Source organism: Dyella flagellata, assembly GCF_030160275.1.
GTDB classification, from domain to species: domain Bacteria; phylum Pseudomonadota; class Gammaproteobacteria; order Xanthomonadales; family Rhodanobacteraceae; genus Dyella_B; species Dyella_B flagellata.
This window is the reverse complement of sequence record NZ_BSOA01000022.1, coordinates 22539-38544: the sequence shown is the minus strand read 5'-3', so window position 1 is coordinate 38544 and position 16006 is coordinate 22539. Positions and strand designations below refer to the sequence as shown.

Below are 16006 nucleotides of genomic sequence, written 5' to 3'. Positions count from 1 at the left end.
ATGAAGGCCATGCCCGGTCGAATCCGCATCATCGGCGGCAACTTGCGCAACTCGCGCCTGAACGTGCCCGATCTGCCCGGGCTCAGGCCCACGCCGGAGCGCGTGCGCGAAACCCTGTTCAACTGGCTGGCGCCGACGATTACTGGCGTCCGCGCACTCGATCTGTGCGCCGGCACGGGTGCGCTCGGCATCGAGGCGCTGTCGCGCGGAGCCGCAGCAGTCCAGTTCGTCGAGCCGGAGCGTGCCTTGGCGGAGGCCCTGCGTGGCAACCTCGCCCGGCTGAGGGCGGATACTGCAGAGGTGGCGCTGATGGACGCCACGCAGTTTCTGCGGGGCACACCACGGGCGTATGGGCTGGCCTTTCTCGATCCGCCGTTTGCCGCGCAGCTTTGGACGCCGCTGGCACGGCTGATGGAGCAGGGCGGCTGGCTTGCCGAGGGGGCGCAGGTTTACGTGGAGTCGCCGCGCGACCAGCCGCTTGCGCTGCCGCCGAGCTGGGTGCTGCATCGGGAGGGGCACGCCGGTGAGGTGCGTTATGCGCTCTATCGCCGCTCGCAAAACGATCCGTTAAGCTAATGCCTTCCTTGCCCGCAAGCCTTCCTTAAGTGAACCAGCCGCCGGTCAATAAACGCCTCGCCGTCTATCCGGGCACTTTCGACCCGATCACCAACGGCCACGCGGATCTCGTCGCGCGCGCAGCGCCGCTGTTCGAACGTATCGTGGTGGCCGTGGCCGAAAGCCCCAACAAGGGCAAGGGGCCGGGCTTCTCGGTACAGGAGCGCATCACGCTGGCGCGCCTGGCACTGGCGGACCTGCCCAACGTGGAAGTGCGCGGCTTCGATTGCCTGCTGGCCCAGCTCGTGAGCGAACTCGGCGCCGGCGTGATCATTCGCGGACTGCGCGCCGTGTCGGATTTCGAGTACGAATTCCAGCTGGCGAGCATGAACCGCCATCTCATTCCGCAGGCGGAGACGCTATTCTTGACGCCGGCCGAGCAGTACAGCTTCATTTCTTCCTCGCTGGTGCGCGAGATCGGTCGCCTCGGCGGCGACATTACCGGTTTCGTGCATCCGGCGGTTCAACAAGCCATGCGGCAGCGCTGGCAACAAAAGCAACCCGAAACCGAAGGGGACAACTATGCGTAAACTCACTCTGATCGCCACCGCCCTTGCGTTGACCGGCTGCATCGCCCTGTCCGCCTGCAACAACCAGCAAAATGACGGCCAGCAGCAGGCGCAGCAGCAGCAACAGGTGACCAAGCCCACCGATCCGAACGACAGCAAGGCCTGGGGCGCCTACCTTGGCCAGATCATGCAGAAGAACATGCAGGGCATGACTGCACCGCAGCCGTACGCCTACCTGGTGCCGGCCGGCGACACCGAAGAAGCCAAGGATGCCCGCGATCGTCAGCTCAGCAACATCCAGGACATCGTGGCGCGCGGCGTGCTGCCGGGTAACCTGCTGGCGGTCGGCGGCCCGGATTCGGGCAAGACGGCCGACGTGGTCACCACCGCCTTCAAGGATGCCAAGGCCGGTTCGTTCAAGGGCGTGATCGTGGTCGTGATCGGCGACAAGGCCGACCAGCAGCGCGTGGAAGACGTGCTGAAGCCGACGAATGCGACGATCCGCTACGTGCAGATGTAATCCGGCAAGATCGAGGCGGCGTAGGCTGGGATGCCAATCCCAGCATCGGGAGCGCACCGGAAAGCTGGGATTGGCATCCCAGCCTACGCCGCTAACGCAAAACTTTCGGCCGGCCCATGTAAACTAGGCAGGCATGTCCCTCAAGATCCTCGATACCTGCGTCAACTGCGACGTCTGCGAACCCGTCTGCCCGAACAAGGCGATCTCGCTCGGCGAGGACTACTACGTCATCGATCCCGCGTTGTGCACGGAGTGTGTCGGCCATCACGATGAGCCGCAATGCGTGGTCGTATGTCCGGTGGAATGCATCATCATCGATCCCGCGCATACCGAATCGCGCGAGCAACTCGAAGGTAAATACCAACATCTGATGGAGACCAAGGGATGAGGCTTGCATTGCGCTGGCGCGTGCTGCTGTGTGGCTTTCTATTGGGCACAAGCGGCGCATTCGCCGCGGATCAGCCCGCCCCGTCCACCCGAGCAGTACAGCTGGCGCAGCGCCCCGGCCATGCCGGCATTGCCAGCGCCAACACGCTGGCCACGGAAGCGGGCTTCGAAGTGCTGGCCAAGGGCGGCAACGCTTTCGACGCGGCGGTCGCGGTGGCTTCCACGCTGTCGGTGGTCGAGCCGGAAAGCTCCGGCATCGGCGGCGGCTTCATGGCCACCATGTACGTGGCTTCCAGCAAGCGCACCGTGTTCATCGATGCGCGCGAAACGGCGCCGGCCGCGGTCAATCCGAAGGACTATCTCAATCCCGACGGCAGCCCCAACCGCGATACCGCGTTGAAGGGGCCGTTGTCGGCAGGCATCCCCGGCGAGCCAGCCGGCCTGGCGTGGCTGGCCAAGCACTACGGCAAGTTGCCGTTCACCGTCTCGCTGGCGCCAGCCATTCGCACGGCTCGTGACGGGTTCAAGCCGGATGACCGCCTGCTGCATTCGATCAAGGAAGAGCAGCAGGACCTTGGCCGCTGGCCGGCTTCGGCAGAGAAGTTCCTGCCGGGCGGCAAGGTGCCGGCAGCCGGCGAAATCTGGCGCGATCCGGGCCAGGCGCACACGCTGGAGCTGCTGGCGAAGTATGGCGATGCCGGTTTCTACAGCGGCGAAACCGCGCAGAAGCTGGTCGATGCGGTACGCGCAGCCGGCGGCAACTGGACGCTGAAAGACCTGGCTTCCTACCGCGCGAAAGAGCGCACGCCCATTACCGTCGACTATCGCGGCTACCAGATCATCACCGCGCCGCCGCCGTCCTCCGGTGGTGTGGCGATTGCCGAGATTCTCAACATCCTGTCCGGCTTCAATCTGGACAAACTGGATGAAGCGCACCGCGTGCATCTGGTGATCGAAGCGATGCGCCGCGCGTTCCGCGATCACAACGATTATCTGGGCGATCCGGATTTCGTGAAGATGCCGCTGAACATGCTGTTGTCGCCGTATTACGCCGACGGCCTGCGTCAGACCATCCTGCCGGACAAAGCTACGCCTTCGTCGATGCTGGCGCCGTCCAGCGGCCAGGATCCGGGCATGCATACCACGCATTTCTCGATCATCGATGCCGACGGCAACATGGTCGCCATGACGTGCACCGTGAATTACACCATGGGCTCCACGTTCGTGGCCAAGGACACCGGCGTGCTGCTCAATGACGAAATGGACGATTTCGCGCTGGTGCCGAACAAGCCGAACGTCTACGGCCTGCTGGGCAGCAAGGCGAACGCGCCGGAGGCCGGCAAGCGCATGCTGTCGTCGATGACGCCCAGCATCGTGATCGGCCCGGATCGCACGGCGGTGATCGGCTCGCCAGGTGGCTCCACTATCATCACGCAGGTGCTGGAAGGCATGCTTGCGATCATCGATGGCGGCGACGCGCATCAGGCGGTGGCAAAGAAGCGCTTCCATCACCAGTTCATGCCTGACGTCGTGACCGTCGAGCCAGGTGCGTTCGATGCGGCGACGCAGAGCAAATTGACGCAAATGGGCTACACGTTCAGGCAACGCGACCCGTGGGGCTTCATGAACGTGGTGATCTGGGATCGGCGCAGCAACAAGCTGGATGCGGCGAGCGACCCGCGCAGGGATGATGGTCTGGGCAAGGTGCAGTAGCGCCCAAATTTGAGCGTAGGCTGGGATGGAATCCCAGCATTGCCATGCATGAGCTGGGATTGTCATCCCAGCCTACGCAAGCAGGCCGCAGTGCAGGGACGAGCAGCGAAATGCGATTAGGTGTTCCGGAAAATCTTCATGCAACTGTATTCCCTTGACGGCAATACCCAACAACTCGACGGCGGCGCGATGTTCGGCAATGCGCCCAAGGCCATGTGGTCGCGCTGGATCGAACCCGACGAGGCCAACCGCATCCCGCTGGCGTGCCGTTGCCTGCTGGCCAAGGATCTGGAAGGTCGCCACGTGCTGTTCGAAACCGGCATCGGCGCTTTCTTCGAGCCGGCATTGCGCGAGCGCTACGGTGTGGTGGAAGAGCACCACGTGCTGCTCGATTCGCTGGCGACCGTCGGTTTGTCGCATGAAGACATCGATGTAGTGGTGCTTTCGCATCTGCACTTCGACCACGCCGGCGGCTTGCTGGCGGCATGGGAACAGGGCAAACCGGCACGGTTGTTGTTTCCGAACGCGCGTTTCCTGGTCGGTGCCCATCATTGGCAGCGTGCGTTGAAGCCGCATCCGCGCGATCGCGCTTCCTTCATTCCCGAGTTGCATCAGCTGCTTCAGGACAGCGGGCGACTGGAACTGGTGGCGGGCGAGTATTCGCAGACGCTGGGACGGGCCGTGCGCTTTCACTTTTCCGACGGCCATACGCCTGGCCTGATGTTGTCGGAAGTGGCCGGCGTGGTTTTTTGCGCGGACCTGATTCCAGGGCGGTCCTGGGTGCATCTGCCCATCACCATGGGCTACGACCGTTTTCCGGAGGCGTTGATCGACGAAAAACGCGCCTTCCTGGAAGACAAGCTGGCACGCAATGTGCGGCTGTTTTTCACGCATGATCACGCTTGTGCGGTAGCGCGCGTGACACGCGACGACCGCGGGCGCTATGGTACGGCTGACGAACAGCCCGAACTGCGTGGCATCGTTTAAAAACGCCAACAGCCCTTAGCCGGAGGTTTGATGAGCGGCGAGCCAAAGCCACTCTCGATCCGTGAATTGTTGCTGCCTGCCTTGGGCGCGGTGCTGCTGCTGCTGGGCGCGGGGGTAGGGGCAGTGGTCGAAAGGGGCCAGCTCGATTACAGCGCGCAGATGAAACGGCACGGTGGCGACGTGCTGGATCTGGGTGGCGGCGGCCGTCCGGATGTGAGCCTGCAGGGTTACATGGTGCGTGTGGTCGGCCCCTTGCAGGTGGTCGAGGCACCGCTCGATCCGCAGTTCAACCAGCAATCCGAGCAGCCGACGCTGATACGCCATGTTCAGATGTTCCAGTGGCGCGAGCTTCGCTACGGCGATACGCCTAGCTATGAATTGGATTGGCAGGATCGTCCCGTCGATTCGGAAGCATTCGAGCATCCGCAAGGGCACGTCAATCCCGCCAAATTTCCGCTGGATGGGGCCCAGTTCGACGCGGGCCTGGTGCGCTTGAACGATTTCGTGCTCACTCCGGCCCTAGTGCATGCGCTGTCCGGCAGTGAACCGGTCAAGCCCGATCTGCGCCGACTGCCCAGCAATCTGGCCGCGAGCTTCAGTCTCTATCAGGATGGCTTGGTGACCAGCCCCGTGCCGTCGCACCCGCAAGTCGGCGATCTGCGGGTGACATGGGAAGCCGTGCCGGCGCAGATCGTCACGGTCGTGGCGCGGGTCGAAGGCAACAGGCTGCTGCCCGCGGCTGATGCGACCGACGGCGTCGGTTTCGCCGTGCAACCGGGGGATGTGCCGCTCTCGGTGATTTTTCCCGATACGCCGTTGCAGCCCGAGTATCCCTGGCCACGCCGGGTGCTGGCTGTGCTGCTGGCCGGCTTGGGCGCAGCCTTGCTGTTGCGCTGGCACTACCGGCGCGTCGACGCCATCCTGGCACCGGCCATCGCCATCCTGGTGATCGGAGCGGTTGATGCGGTGCTGTGGCTCGGCAATGGCAACTCGACCGCTGCGGCCTGGTTTGGGCTCGCCGTGGTGGGTGCGGCGCTGGGGTTTTGGCGCGCGCGCGCCCTAAGGGTCACCGCTTAGGCGATTGCCGCCTTCCTGCCGTGAATACGAGCTTGCGTCGGCCCTGTAGGGTCCGGCCGCCCGTTGCGATGCAGGGCCCTTAGGCCGCTTTCACCCCCCTTGCGTTCGGGCTCGCTTTGGACTAAAACATATATAAACACGTATTTCGCTAATGAATATAGCGGCGATGTCGCAAGGAGCGGAAACGGCATCGCGTGGAGATGAAAGAGGGCGGCCCCATCGAGCGGACCGGACCCTCAAACGGGACGATGCAGTACTGGGTGATGGAGCGAGGCCGTTTGACTTCCCCTGTTTCTCAGTCGGTGCTCGAACGAGCCTGATCATCGACATGCATTTTGGGGGACCCTCAAATGCGCAACGCCAAATGTTTCAAGCTGGCCAGGAAATGGAAAGTGTCGCTCAAGCGAACGCGGGCGGCCGAGGAAGGAGGCGAGCCTGGCCATCGCTTCAGGAATGCCGCGTTTCAAACCCATGCAACTGCTCTACATGAGCGCCCTTGCGCGGCCGCAAAATACACCTGCATCCGGGGCGACAAGCCCGTCGGGCCGCTCGCCAGCCGGGGAAGAAGCATCGGCTATGAGCTGATCGACAACGCAAGAGTCTTCAGCGAGTTGTCGCATGACGTGGTGCGGCTGATCGACGAGGTGGGCCACACCACTTCGAAACTGGTTCCGCCGGACACGCTGGATTGCCAGGAAACGCATCATTTTTCCCTGCTGGCCAGTCAGGCGCTGAAGAACGCACAGCGAGGCTCGGCCACGTGCAAGCAGATCGATACGATCATCGCCGACAGCGTGGATCGCATTCGCCAGGGCATCATCGTGATGGAGCAGGCAGGCCTGCAAATGCTCCAGGTGATCGATTCGGTGATCCAGGCCTCCGAGGTCACCAGCTTCATGGGCGGCGTACGCTCGTCCGCCTCCCAACCTACCCCTGATTTCGTAGATGAAGCTGACGATGGCGGCCTGCTGTTGCTGGAAAGCGTCGTGGCGGTGCAGGATCTGAAGTGCTGGGCGCTCGTGCTGAAGAGAAATCTGCAAACGCTGCGTTTGTCCGGGTACTACGAGGAGGCCTATGCGACCCAGCAGGTTGGCAACGCTAGAGGGTAGGCTGGGATGTCAATCCCAGCATCTGCGAGTCTGTCGGAAAGCTGGGATTTTCATCCCAGCCTACAAGAGCTTTAGCTGAAGGACTCGGCGTGCTCGATGAACCACAATCCCGCGAACAGTTTCGGGTCGATCGAATAGCCATCTTTCGCACGAGCTAGCAGCCATGCGCCGGCTTCGCTCCGCGGCACTTCGTGCACGATGATGTTTTCGGTGGTGTCGCCGCCGCCGTCGCTCACTTTCACCAGATCGTGCGCGCGCACGAAAGCGATCATTTCATTGCTCATGCCGGACGATGACGGGCCTTCGTGCACAAAGCTGACGCGGCTGCAGCGATAGCCGGTTTCTTCTTCCAGTTCGCGTTGCGCGGCCACGAGCGAGCTTTCGTGCTGCTGATCGGCCAGGTCGCCGACCAGGCCGGCCGGCATTTCGATGGTGAATTTTTGCACGGCTACGCGGTATTGCTCCACGAACAGCACTTTGTCTTCCGGCGTTACGGCAAGGATGATCACGGCGCCGCCGGGGTTGTTGCGTTCGGCGTATTCCCACCGGCCACGTCGGCGCAGGCGCAACCAACGCCCCTGGTAGAGCATTTCGGAGGGAGCGTCAGCGTCTTCGGGTTTGCGTTGGATGTCGTTCATGAGAATCGTTTTCGCCATAAAGCCTTGTCCCCCATTATGGAAGCTCATGCACGGGGTAGGAAGGCATTCATCTAGGGAAAGCCCTAATTGCGGCGCGATGGCGAAGAATCTCAAATGTCGGTGATTGCCCCCAGGATTAGAGGTCCGCGATGCGTCCCGCAGATTCCGGCTCCGTCTCCGTCACGCCCTACGTTGCGCCTCCGGCCCCGGCCCCGCAATACACAGTGCAGCCGCACGACACGGTACAAAGTGTCGCCGCCGCTTACAGCGTCACCCCGGAAGAGCTGGCGCGGACCAACCACATCGACGTAAACAGCGATCTCTCGCACATCACGGTGCTCAGCTTGCCGTCCAATGCGGTGGCGCCGGCGCATAACGATCAGCCGCCAGCGCCACAAACGCCCTCGCAGAAGACCGATGCCGCGATCGCTGCTTACGATGCGGCCGTCAAGCAACGCGACGACGACGTTCGCAACGCGCCACACAATGGCGCGATCCGGCAGGACATTTCCACCTCGGACTCCGCTGCCGTGGATCAGGCCAAAAAAGCGATGGACGCGGCGATCCAAGATGAAATCGGTGGCCAGATTGCCAGTCGCAATAGCGGCGTGCCTGCCGAGTTCCAGACGCCCACCGACCAGATCATCAAAAGCGCTGGCGACGCCATCGCAGCTCGGCACCAGGGGGATTCGGCGGCGCAGTCGGCCATCAGCGCCTCGGTCGGCGCCTATCAGCTGCAGCAGCAAACCAATGCGCTGATTCCCTCGTTCTCCGGCCCGTGGAGTGCCAGCGACAAGCTGGCCGCGCTAAGCAATAACCTGCACGGACAATCTCAAGACGTTATCGATCACGTCATTGCCGACCCTCGCGTGCAAGGCTGGATCCAGGATGCCGCCAAGGAAGCAACCGGCAAGCCGACCGTAGACTGTGCCAAGGATCTCGCCGACCTGGTGCAGAAAGTGCCGCCGGATCTCGCCCGGCAAGTTATCCAGGCCTGGTGGACTCCTTCGGATGCCAATGATCTGGCGGCGCAATTGTCGCCAGGCAACGTTGCCACTATCGCCGCGACTGACAAAGACACGTACAAGAATCTTTCCATCATCTACGGTGCTTTGGGTGACGATCCGCAAAGCCAAACGCTGAAGCAGCAGATTGCGAGCACGATCGCCAGCCAGCAGCAGGACAATCCTACGTTCGCCCAGCGCACATTTACCGACGCCATCAGCGAGGGCGGCAATGCGCAGCTGGCCATCGACGTGGCAAGCCAAATGCAGGCCGCAGGCAAATCGGATGCCGCCAGGAGCATCCTGTCTGCAGCAACGATGGGGACGCACAATCTGCAAAAGCAAACGCTGGCGCAAGACGTGCAGGCGTATGCCAAGCAAACGCAGGAACTCAATGAGCTGATCAAGGATCTCGGTCCGGGCCTGAGTCCGCAGCAGGAACAGCAGGCCATCAACTCGTATATGGCCTCCAAGGGCAAGGATTGGCAGGATCAGCTCGGCTCGATCAAGGACAAGCTGGTGAGCGATTCACGCGCATTCAGCAATGACCTCGGCGAGCTGCTGGACGTGCCGGACAATCTCAAGGCTTTTGCCCCGACGCGGGACGGCTTGGGCAAGCTGACCGACGACGACACTACGCGTCAGGCGATCGCGTTTGCCGCCTCGCAAGACCCAAGCATTTTCGACGGCAAGGATGCCGGCGAAGCCGCCAAGCTCATGATCGAGGTTTCGCATAAGAACAAGGAGTTTGTCACCAGCATCGGGCCGGCCTATCTCTCACGCAACTTGCTGCCCGCGCTTGCCGGCCTCAATCCCAATGATCCGGCCAGCGTAGCCAAGGTCAACGGCGCGCTGGCCAATCTCAAGGAGGTTGCCGGGTTCATGGGACTGCCCCAGTCCGATATCGAGGAGGGCACCAAAAAGCTGCAGGAGGAAATTGAAGCGCTCAAGACGGAGTCGCTGGCGGACGCCTCGCAGGGCAAGGGCATCAATGCGGTGGCCGCGACGCGCAACGAGCTGAGCGAAATGAAGGAGATGAGCTTCAGCAGCGGTCCTGCAGGCGTGTTGTTCCGCGCCGCCGCGCTGGCCATATCCGGCGGTGCGCTGCTCAATCAGAGCGGCACGACCGCGGACGATCCCAGCACCAAGAACCAGCTTGCCGAGCTGGCGGTCTCGGTGGGCGCCGTCCAGGATACGGCGGCCTTCGGCACCGCGGTCGGCATGGTCGACCGTAGCGGCGGCGTGGGCAAATGGGCGCTGGGCGCGAACCTGGCGGGGCAGGCCACCGAAAAATTCATCGGCATCCTCAACGTTTTGTATTTCGCCAATTCCGCTCAGGAAGGCTACGAGAAGCACGATATGCCCACGGAGGTCTTGTCGCTGGTGGGCGCTGCGGGAGTCGGTTTAAGCGTATTCGGCGGTGCCGATGCCCTGGGTGGCATGGCCGGTCCCATCGGCTTGGGTATCGCCGTGGTTGCGTCGTTGGGCATCGGTGTAGCCGAGCATTACGCCAACGAACGCGAATATCACGAAGCGGAAGACAAATTCCTGGAAGGCGCAGGGATCGAGGACGCAGGCGCGCGCTCACAGATGATCAGCGTCGGCGGCGAACAGCTCCAGGCCATGCGCGATCGCGGTATGTCGACGCAGGAAATTCAGGACATCGCCAAGAACAACCCCGAATGGATGCACATCGCCTACACCAATGATCCACTCGGTCGCCCTTATTGATGCGACATGGAAAGATCAGGCGCTGGTAAGCGCGCGCAGGCGGTTACGTGTCAGGGGGCCAAAACGAAGCTGTTCGCATAAAGCTTCGAGCGTGTCCATGCCGCGCTGCCGTACCAGTAGTTCGGCGCCGCCTTCGATCGGGGCATCCAGGGCGATGCGCGTGAGCCGACGATAAAGCCTGGCGGCATCGGCGTGCTCGCGCAGTTTCGCCGCGCAACTGGCCGCGCCTCGCAAGCGCAGGAAGGGCACTTCGTCCACGCGGTCGAGCAACGCGTCCAGGCTGCCGAAATGCGCGAGCAGTGCAGCAGCTGTCTTCGCACCAATGCCCGGCACGCCGGGGATGTTGTCCACGGCGTCGCCACATAAGGCAAGGTAATCCGCTACCTGCGCAGGATGCACGCCCAGCCGCTCGAACACGCCGGCCGGCCCCCAACGCAGGTTGCGCGCGAAATCCCATTGCTCGTCATGCTCGCCAAGCAACTGGCCGAAATCCTTGTCGGCCGAGACGATCACGCTGCGGAAACCGTGCGCGCGCAGGCTCCATAGCGTGCTGCCGATCAGGTCATCCGCTTCGAAGCTGTGGTCGATCATCATGCGAATGCCGAGCGCCTCGGTTACGGCGCGGCACAATACGAATTGCCTTTCCAGATCGGGAGGCGGCAGCTCGCGGTTCGCCTTGTACGCCGGATAGATGGCATTGCGGAAGGACGTGGTGAGCGAGGCGTCGAAGGCGACGGCCAGGTGGGAGGGCTTTTCCCGCTCCAGCAGTTCGCACAGAAAGCGCGTGTAACCGTGCACCGCGTTGACCGGATGACCGTCGACATCGTGAAACTCGTCCGGCATCGAATGCCAGGCGCGGAACACGTACAGGCTGCCGTCGATCAGGTGTGCGGTAGGCAGGTTGGATCGCACGTGCTTAGCCCTTCCACTCGGTAAGGAGGTCGTCGAGCGCAGGGCGATCGCGATCGGGAATCTCGGTTTGCGGCGTGCCGACGTGCACGAAGCCGATCACGCATTCGTTGTGCGCCAGGCCGAGCAGTTGGGCCACTTCCGGATCGTAGGCGGCCCAGCCGGTCAGCCACTGGGCGCCGAAGCCGAGCGCATACGCTCCTTGCAGGATGTTGTAGGCCACATTGCCGGCGCAGAGCTTCTGCTCGATTTCCGGAATGCCGTTGTCGTGGTCGATGCGCGCGATCACCACCATCACTAGCGGCGCGAAGGTATAACGCAGGCGTTCTTTTTCGCGCTTGGATTCGGGCAAGTCCGGATCGCGCCGAATCGCGCGTTCGGCCAGCAACGCACCGAACTTCAGCTTGGCGTCGCCGCGTAAGGCGATCAGCCGGAAGGGGACGAGCTTGCCGTGATCGGGAACGCGAATGGCAGCTTCCAGCACGGTGCGCAGGGTGGCCGCGTCGGGCGCCGGCTCGCCGAGCTGGCGGGAGGGCGCGGAATGGCGTTGCTGCAGCAGGGAAAGCGCGTCGAGCATGGGGAGGGGGTCTGGGAAAAGGCTTATCGTACAACCGTCTGCGTCCAGTCACGATGCCTTTCAGTCACGCAGACTTGGGATCGGCGCGGAACATAGAATCCGCGTACCTCCAAGGAGCGCACCGTATGAAGCTGCTGCTAGGTTTGGCCGCAAGCCTGCTGATCGCTTTCGGGTCTGTATCGCACGCTGGGCAAGCTGCGATCGGCGAAGGGGATTTTTCCACCGATGACGGTGCCCACATCCACTATTGGCAGGCCGGGCAGGATCATGCGGCGCCGGCCCTGGTGCTGATCCCCGGCTGGACGCTCAGCGCAACCCTGTGGCACGAGCAATTGCAGCGGTTTTCCGCGCAGCGTCGCGTGATCGCGGTGGACTCGCGATCGCAGGGGGCGTCATCGATCATGCTGACCGGCAATACGCCAGAGCGGCGCGCCCAGGATCTGCACGAATTGCTGGCCTCGCTGGGTATCCATCGCATTGTGCTGGTGGGCTGGTCACAAGGTGCCCAGGATGTCGCCGCCTACGTGCAGCAGTTCGGTACGGACTCGCTGGCCGGCGTGGTATTCGTGGATTCGCCGGTTTCCGCGGGCACGAACGAAGTGGATCTGCGCAAGGAGTTCACCAAGGCCATTCTTGCCGGCCTGTCGCGCTATGCGGCTCAGCCGGCCGATTACAGCGCGGGCATGGTGCGTTCCATCTTTCGGCATCCGCCGCCCGACATCGATGCAGTGATTGCGCAGGCGCAACGCACGCCGCCCGCAGTGGGGGCCGCCATGCTGGTATCGGATATCTTTGGTGCCGATCGCCGGCCGGCATTGTCCAAGATCGACCGCCCTACGCTGGTGATCGCCGCAGGAAGTTCGCCCTTGCTTGAGGCGCAGAAACAAATGGCGGCAGCTATTCGCGGCGCACGCTTCCTCGTCTTGCCGAACACGCGGCATGCCTTGTTCGTGGATGATCCACAGGCATTCGACGCAGCGTTGCAGCAACTGCTGGATGCCGCGGGCTCAAGCTGAAGGAGCCAGCCTGAATCCTTCGGGCAGCAGGCTCCCCACCGTCGTCTGCCGTCGGGCGCCGGCCGTGTTGGCCAGCAGCACCGGCATGTCGCCAAGGCACAATTCGGCCAGCACTTGGCGGCAGGAGCCACAGGGCGTCACCGGCTCCGGCGTATCGGCAATGACCGCGATGGCGATGAAATCACCCGGTTTGTAGCCGGCTGCGATGGCGCTGAACAGCGCGGTGCGTTCGGCGCAATTGCACAAGCCGTAGGCGGCGTTTTCCACATTGCAGCCAGCAAACACGCTGCCATCGGTGGTCTGCAAGGCGGCGCCCACCTGGAACCGGGAGTAGGGCGCATAAGCCAGGTCGCGCGCGCTGCGGGCAAGGTCCAACAGGGTAGTACCGTCGAACGGCTCGGACACCTTGGGATTCCTCACGGGCCAGGATCTGGCTGCTCAGTCTAACCCGCGCATAGGCTAGGATGGGAAGACTCATCCGCAGGAGATGGCCGATGTCGTTCACCGTGTCCGCATTGCGCGAAACCGCTGCCGGCGAACGCCGTGTGGCGATTACGCCGGAAGTGGCAAAGAAACTGCTTGGCAAGGGACTGCGCGTGCTGCTGGAACACGATGCGGGAAAGTCGGCGGGCTTTCCGGATGCCAGCTATGCGGACGTCGCCTTCGGCACCGGCGCCGAGGTTATGGCGCAGGCCGATCTGCTGGCTTGCGTGTTGCCGCCCGATGACACGGCACTGGCTGGTCTGCGCGAGGGCGTCGTCGTCGTAGGGCAGTTGCGTCCACACGGTGCGACATCACGCGTTTCGACGCTCTCGCAGAAGAAGCTAACCGCGTTCGCACTGGAGCTGTTGCCGCGTACCACGCGCGCGCAGGCCATGGACGTGCTGAGTTCGCAAGCCGCAGTGGCAGGGTATCGCGCCATGCTGATCGCCGCCGAGCACGCGCCGAAATTCTTTCCCATGCTGACCACGGCCGCAGGCACCATCCGGCCCTCGCGCGTGTTGGTGATCGGCGCTGGCGTGGCCGGCTTGCAGGCCATTGCAACGGCGCGGCGCCTCGGTGCGCAAATCGAGGGCTACGATGTGCGCCCGGAAACGCGCGAACAGGTCGAGTCGCTGGGCGCGAAGTTCCTGGAGTTGGGTGTGAGCGCGGCGGGTAGCGGTGGCTACGCGCGTGAACTCACGGCAGAAGAGCGCGCTGCGCAGCAGCAGGCTCTGGCAGAGCACCTGAAGGTCTTCGACGTGGTGGTCAGCACGGCGGCCGTTCCAGGGCGTGCAGCGCCAAAGATTCTCACGACGACCATGATCGAAGGCATGAAACCCGGCGCCTTGATTGTCGATCTTGCCGCCGAAAGCGGCGGCAACTGCGAACTTACGCGTCCTGGCGAACGGATCGAGCACGGTGGCGTGACCATTCTCGGCCCGCTCAATCTCGCGGCCGGCGCGCCGTTGCATGCTTCGGAAATGTACGCGCGCAATATCTACAACTTTGCCGAGTTGCTGGTACGCGACGGCGCCTTGCAGCCGGATTTCGAAGACGAGCTGGTAGCGAAAAGCTGCGTGACGCGCAACGGCGAGGTGCTATTCAACGCCTGATGGTGCGTAGGCTGGGATGCCAATCCCCAATCCCAGCATTGCCATGCACGCAGCCACGCGATGCTGGGATTGCCATCCCAGCCTACGACGCGCGGATCAATGCCGGCCGCGAGGCATGCCGAAGGCGTGTCCGGCAGGCAAGGTCGAACCCGGCCCCATGTGGTTCAGCCACTGTCGATGCTCTTCGGGCGACTGTTCCTGCCATCGGCGGCGCAGCGCTTCACGCTGATCGGGTGGCAGCTGCTGGAAGCGCTTGAAGGCCTCGTGCAGTTGCTGCTGTTTGTCAGCCGGCAAGGTGTCGTACAGATGCTGGTTCTGGCGCGCCTTTTCGCGCTGCTCGGGCGTCATCTGCTGCCAGCGCTGGATGCGCTCGCGGATTTCCTGCTGGCGTTCCGGCGGCAGTTTCATCCATTCCTGCGTCCGCTGGACCATGTGATCCTGCCGCGCCGGCGGCATCGTGTCCCACTGCGAGTGCAGCGGTGCAAGCAGGTATTGCTGCTGCGGGCTCAAACTGTCCCAGGGGTGGGTGCCCTGCGCATACGACGGCGCCGCGATCGAAAGACCGAGTACAAAAACCAGCAGGGTTGGCAGGCGCATTCTTCGTAGCAGCATGGATCAGCGATTGGCCTGGCTGCTGTCATTGGCAGCGAGCCAGCTATAGAAATCGAGGTTTTGGTAAAGACCAGGATCGGCTTTGTCGGCGCCGGGCGGCAAGTATTCATTCTCCTGCTGCTCGGTCATGGCCGTGGGCTCGCCTTCAGCATGTGGTCGGGGCGAGGGCTGCCAGATCATAAGCGCAGCCAGCGCCACGGCGGCCAGCGCACCCACCGGCACCAGCACACGTGCGCGATGATGCGGCGACGCGGTAGCAGCTTCGAGGGCGGTACGGCGTGCAGCGCGCAAACGTCCGGCGGTGACCGGGTCGATGCTTTGGCTCGCCTCCTGGTAGAGCGCGCGGACGCGCTTTTCGAATTGTTTGTCGGACGAGTTCATCGCCACTCCTCCAATTGCTCGCGCAGGTGTTGCATGGCGCGCGAGAGGTGGGTTTTCACGCTGCCCTCCGAGCAGCCCATCGCCATGGCGGTTTCGGCCACATCCAGCCCTTCGAGCACGCGCAGCATGAAGGCTTCGCGCTGTCGCTGCGGAAGCCGCTTCACGGCTGCGGCAAGGTCCGCATAGGACTGTTCGCCATGGAGTTTTTCCAGCGGGTCCGGACCGTTGTCGGCCGGCTCCCAAATCGGTAGCTCGTCGCCGTCGTCGTCATGGCCGCCGCCCAGCCAGCCGACCACGATGGAACGCACCTTGCGCCGGCGCTGCAGATCCACGATGCGTCGGCGCAGGATGCCCCAGAACAGCGGTGTCCATTCTTGTGCGGGTTTGCTGCGGTAATGCTTGACCAAGCGCAGCATGGCGTCCTGCACGGCATCCAGCGCATCCTCGCGATTGCCCAGGTGCAGCTCGGCCATCCTGAACGCGCGCCGCTCCATGCTCGCCAGGAACGCGTCCAGGCTGGTTGGCGCAGCCTGACCGTCCTGCGCAAGAAGTTCCGCCTCGAAAACGGCCGAGACGCTGTTCATGGCGCCGTTCTCCGAATCGTCCGGGCGAGCATTCTGGGGCTC

18 protein-coding genes are annotated in these 16006 nt (G+C 63.3%); 11 read left to right on the top strand and 7 right to left on the bottom strand.

The window, feature by feature from the left end; all coding sequences use genetic code 11:
- The 8 genes from rsmD (at position 1) to QQJ96_RS12250 (ending at position 6917) form a co-directional block, all read left to right on the top strand.
- Positions 1-576 (top strand): 16S rRNA (guanine(966)-N(2))-methyltransferase RsmD, encoded by a 576-nt coding sequence (rsmD, locus tag QQJ96_RS12285; RefSeq protein WP_284332297.1) that lies wholly within the window; start codon positions 1-3, stop codon positions 574-576.
- Between the two features lie 29 nt (positions 577-605).
- Entirely contained in the window at positions 606-1145 is a 540-nt protein-coding gene (coaD, locus tag QQJ96_RS12280) for a pantetheine-phosphate adenylyltransferase (RefSeq protein ID WP_284332296.1), read from the top strand.
- A complete protein-coding gene (locus QQJ96_RS12275; RefSeq protein WP_284332295.1) occupies positions 1138-1644 on the top strand; it encodes a hypothetical protein in 507 nt (168 codons plus the stop codon). Before coaD ends, QQJ96_RS12275 begins: the two co-directional genes overlap by 8 nt.
- Positions 1645-1777: 133 nt before the next feature.
- Positions 1778-2032, top strand: a complete 255-nt coding sequence (locus tag QQJ96_RS12270; RefSeq protein WP_284332294.1) for a YfhL family 4Fe-4S dicluster ferredoxin — start codon at positions 1778-1780, stop codon at positions 2030-2032.
- Positions 2029-3744: a gamma-glutamyltransferase gene (ggt, locus tag QQJ96_RS12265; protein ID WP_284332293.1), complete on the top strand. Its 1716-nt coding sequence runs from the start codon at positions 2029-2031 to the stop codon at positions 3742-3744. Before QQJ96_RS12270 ends, ggt begins: the two co-directional genes overlap by 4 nt.
- A 138-nt stretch (positions 3745-3882) precedes the next feature.
- The gene (locus QQJ96_RS12260; RefSeq protein WP_284332292.1) at positions 3883-4731 is read left to right on the top strand and encodes an MBL fold metallo-hydrolase; all 849 of its coding nucleotides are present in this window, start codon (positions 3883-3885) and stop codon (positions 4729-4731) included.
- A gap of 30 nt (positions 4732-4761) precedes the next feature.
- Entirely contained in the window at positions 4762-5808 is a 1047-nt protein-coding gene (locus QQJ96_RS12255; RefSeq protein WP_284332291.1) for a TMEM43 family protein, read from the top strand.
- A gap of 392 nt (positions 5809-6200) precedes the next feature.
- A complete protein-coding gene (locus tag QQJ96_RS12250) occupies positions 6201-6917 on the top strand; it encodes a hypothetical protein (RefSeq protein WP_284332290.1) in 717 nt (238 codons plus the stop codon).
- Between the two features lie 71 nt (positions 6918-6988).
- On the opposite strand, the gene QQJ96_RS12245 is transcribed toward QQJ96_RS12250, so the two are convergent.
- Positions 6989-7555: an NUDIX hydrolase gene (locus tag QQJ96_RS12245; RefSeq protein WP_284332289.1), complete on the bottom strand. Its 567-nt coding sequence runs from the start codon at positions 7553-7555 to the stop codon at positions 6989-6991.
- 149 nt (positions 7556-7704) lie between these two features.
- On the opposite strand from QQJ96_RS12245, the gene QQJ96_RS12240 reads away from it, so the two are divergent.
- A complete protein-coding gene (locus tag QQJ96_RS12240; RefSeq protein WP_284332288.1) occupies positions 7705-10290 on the top strand; it encodes a LysM peptidoglycan-binding domain-containing protein in 2586 nt (861 codons plus the stop codon).
- A gap of 15 nt (positions 10291-10305) precedes the next feature.
- On the opposite strand, the gene QQJ96_RS12235 is transcribed toward QQJ96_RS12240, so the two are convergent.
- Both QQJ96_RS12235 and QQJ96_RS12230 read right to left on the bottom strand, forming a co-directional pair.
- The gene (locus QQJ96_RS12235; protein WP_284332287.1) at positions 10306-11202 is read right to left on the bottom strand and encodes a 5'-3' exonuclease; all 897 of its coding nucleotides are present in this window, start codon (positions 11200-11202) and stop codon (positions 10306-10308) included.
- A gap of 4 nt (positions 11203-11206) precedes the next feature.
- On the bottom strand, positions 11207-11776 hold the full coding sequence (locus QQJ96_RS12230) for a nitroreductase family protein (protein ID WP_284332286.1): 570 nt from the start codon (positions 11774-11776) through the stop codon (positions 11207-11209).
- Positions 11777-11901: 125 nt separating this feature from the next.
- Here QQJ96_RS12230 and QQJ96_RS12225 point away from each other — a divergent pair, with 125 nt between their 5' ends.
- Complete coding sequence (locus QQJ96_RS12225) at positions 11902-12792, top strand: alpha/beta fold hydrolase (protein ID WP_284332285.1); 891 nt, start codon at positions 11902-11904, stop codon at positions 12790-12792.
- Here QQJ96_RS12225 and cdd read toward each other — a convergent pair.
- Positions 12784-13197: a cytidine deaminase gene (cdd, locus tag QQJ96_RS12220; protein WP_284332284.1), complete on the bottom strand. Its 414-nt coding sequence runs from the start codon at positions 13195-13197 to the stop codon at positions 12784-12786. The genes QQJ96_RS12225 and cdd overlap by 9 nt on opposite strands.
- 89 nt (positions 13198-13286) lie before the next feature.
- Here cdd and QQJ96_RS12215 point away from each other — a divergent pair, with 89 nt between their 5' ends.
- Positions 13287-14387: an NAD(P) transhydrogenase subunit alpha gene (locus tag QQJ96_RS12215; RefSeq protein WP_284332283.1), complete on the top strand. Its 1101-nt coding sequence runs from the start codon at positions 13287-13289 to the stop codon at positions 14385-14387.
- Positions 14388-14483: 96 nt separating this feature from the next.
- Here the strand turns inward: QQJ96_RS12215 and QQJ96_RS12210 are convergent, their stop codons facing one another.
- Genes QQJ96_RS12210 through QQJ96_RS12200 form a run of 3 tightly spaced genes read right to left on the bottom strand, consistent with a single transcriptional unit; the run spans position 14484 to position 15964 of the window.
- The gene (locus QQJ96_RS12210) at positions 14484-14984 is read right to left on the bottom strand and encodes a DUF3106 domain-containing protein (RefSeq protein ID WP_284332282.1); all 501 of its coding nucleotides are present in this window, start codon (positions 14982-14984) and stop codon (positions 14484-14486) included.
- Positions 14985-15002: 18 nt separating this feature from the next.
- Positions 15003-15380 (bottom strand): DUF3619 family protein, encoded by a 378-nt coding sequence (locus QQJ96_RS12205; RefSeq protein WP_284332281.1) that lies wholly within the window; start codon positions 15378-15380, stop codon positions 15003-15005.
- Positions 15377-15964 (bottom strand): RNA polymerase sigma factor, encoded by a 588-nt coding sequence (locus QQJ96_RS12200; RefSeq protein ID WP_284332280.1) that lies wholly within the window; start codon positions 15962-15964, stop codon positions 15377-15379. Before QQJ96_RS12200 ends, QQJ96_RS12205 begins: the two co-directional genes overlap by 4 nt.
- Positions 15965-16006: the final 42 nt, after the last annotated feature.

Coding starts and splice junctions, on each gene's coding strand:
- rsmD (WP_284332297.1), top strand. CDS start 1: ATGAAGGCCATGCCCGGTCGAATCCGCATCATCGGCGGCAACTTGCGC.
- QQJ96_RS12275 (WP_284332295.1), top strand. CDS start 1,138: ATGCGTAAACTCACTCTGATCGCCACCGCCCTTGCGTTGACCGGCTGC.
- QQJ96_RS12270 (WP_284332294.1), top strand. CDS start 1,778: ATGTCCCTCAAGATCCTCGATACCTGCGTCAACTGCGACGTCTGCGAA.
- ggt (WP_284332293.1), top strand. CDS start 2,029: ATGAGGCTTGCATTGCGCTGGCGCGTGCTGCTGTGTGGCTTTCTATTG.
- QQJ96_RS12260 (WP_284332292.1), top strand. CDS start 3,883: ATGCAACTGTATTCCCTTGACGGCAATACCCAACAACTCGACGGCGGC.
- QQJ96_RS12255 (WP_284332291.1), top strand. CDS start 4,762: ATGAGCGGCGAGCCAAAGCCACTCTCGATCCGTGAATTGTTGCTGCCT.
- QQJ96_RS12245 (WP_284332289.1), bottom strand. CDS start 7,555: ATGAACGACATCCAACGCAAACCCGAAGACGCTGACGCTCCCTCCGAA.
- QQJ96_RS12240 (WP_284332288.1), top strand. CDS start 7,705: ATGCGTCCCGCAGATTCCGGCTCCGTCTCCGTCACGCCCTACGTTGCG.
- QQJ96_RS12230 (WP_284332286.1), bottom strand. CDS start 11,776: ATGCTCGACGCGCTTTCCCTGCTGCAGCAACGCCATTCCGCGCCCTCC.
- QQJ96_RS12225 (WP_284332285.1), top strand. CDS start 11,902: ATGAAGCTGCTGCTAGGTTTGGCCGCAAGCCTGCTGATCGCTTTCGGG.
- QQJ96_RS12215 (WP_284332283.1), top strand. CDS start 13,287: ATGTCGTTCACCGTGTCCGCATTGCGCGAAACCGCTGCCGGCGAACGC.
- QQJ96_RS12210 (WP_284332282.1), bottom strand. CDS start 14,984: ATGCGCCTGCCAACCCTGCTGGTTTTTGTACTCGGTCTTTCGATCGCG.
- QQJ96_RS12205 (WP_284332281.1), bottom strand. CDS start 15,380: ATGAACTCGTCCGACAAACAATTCGAAAAGCGCGTCCGCGCGCTCTAC.
- QQJ96_RS12200 (WP_284332280.1), bottom strand. CDS start 15,964: ATGAACAGCGTCTCGGCCGTTTTCGAGGCGGAACTTCTTGCGCAGGAC.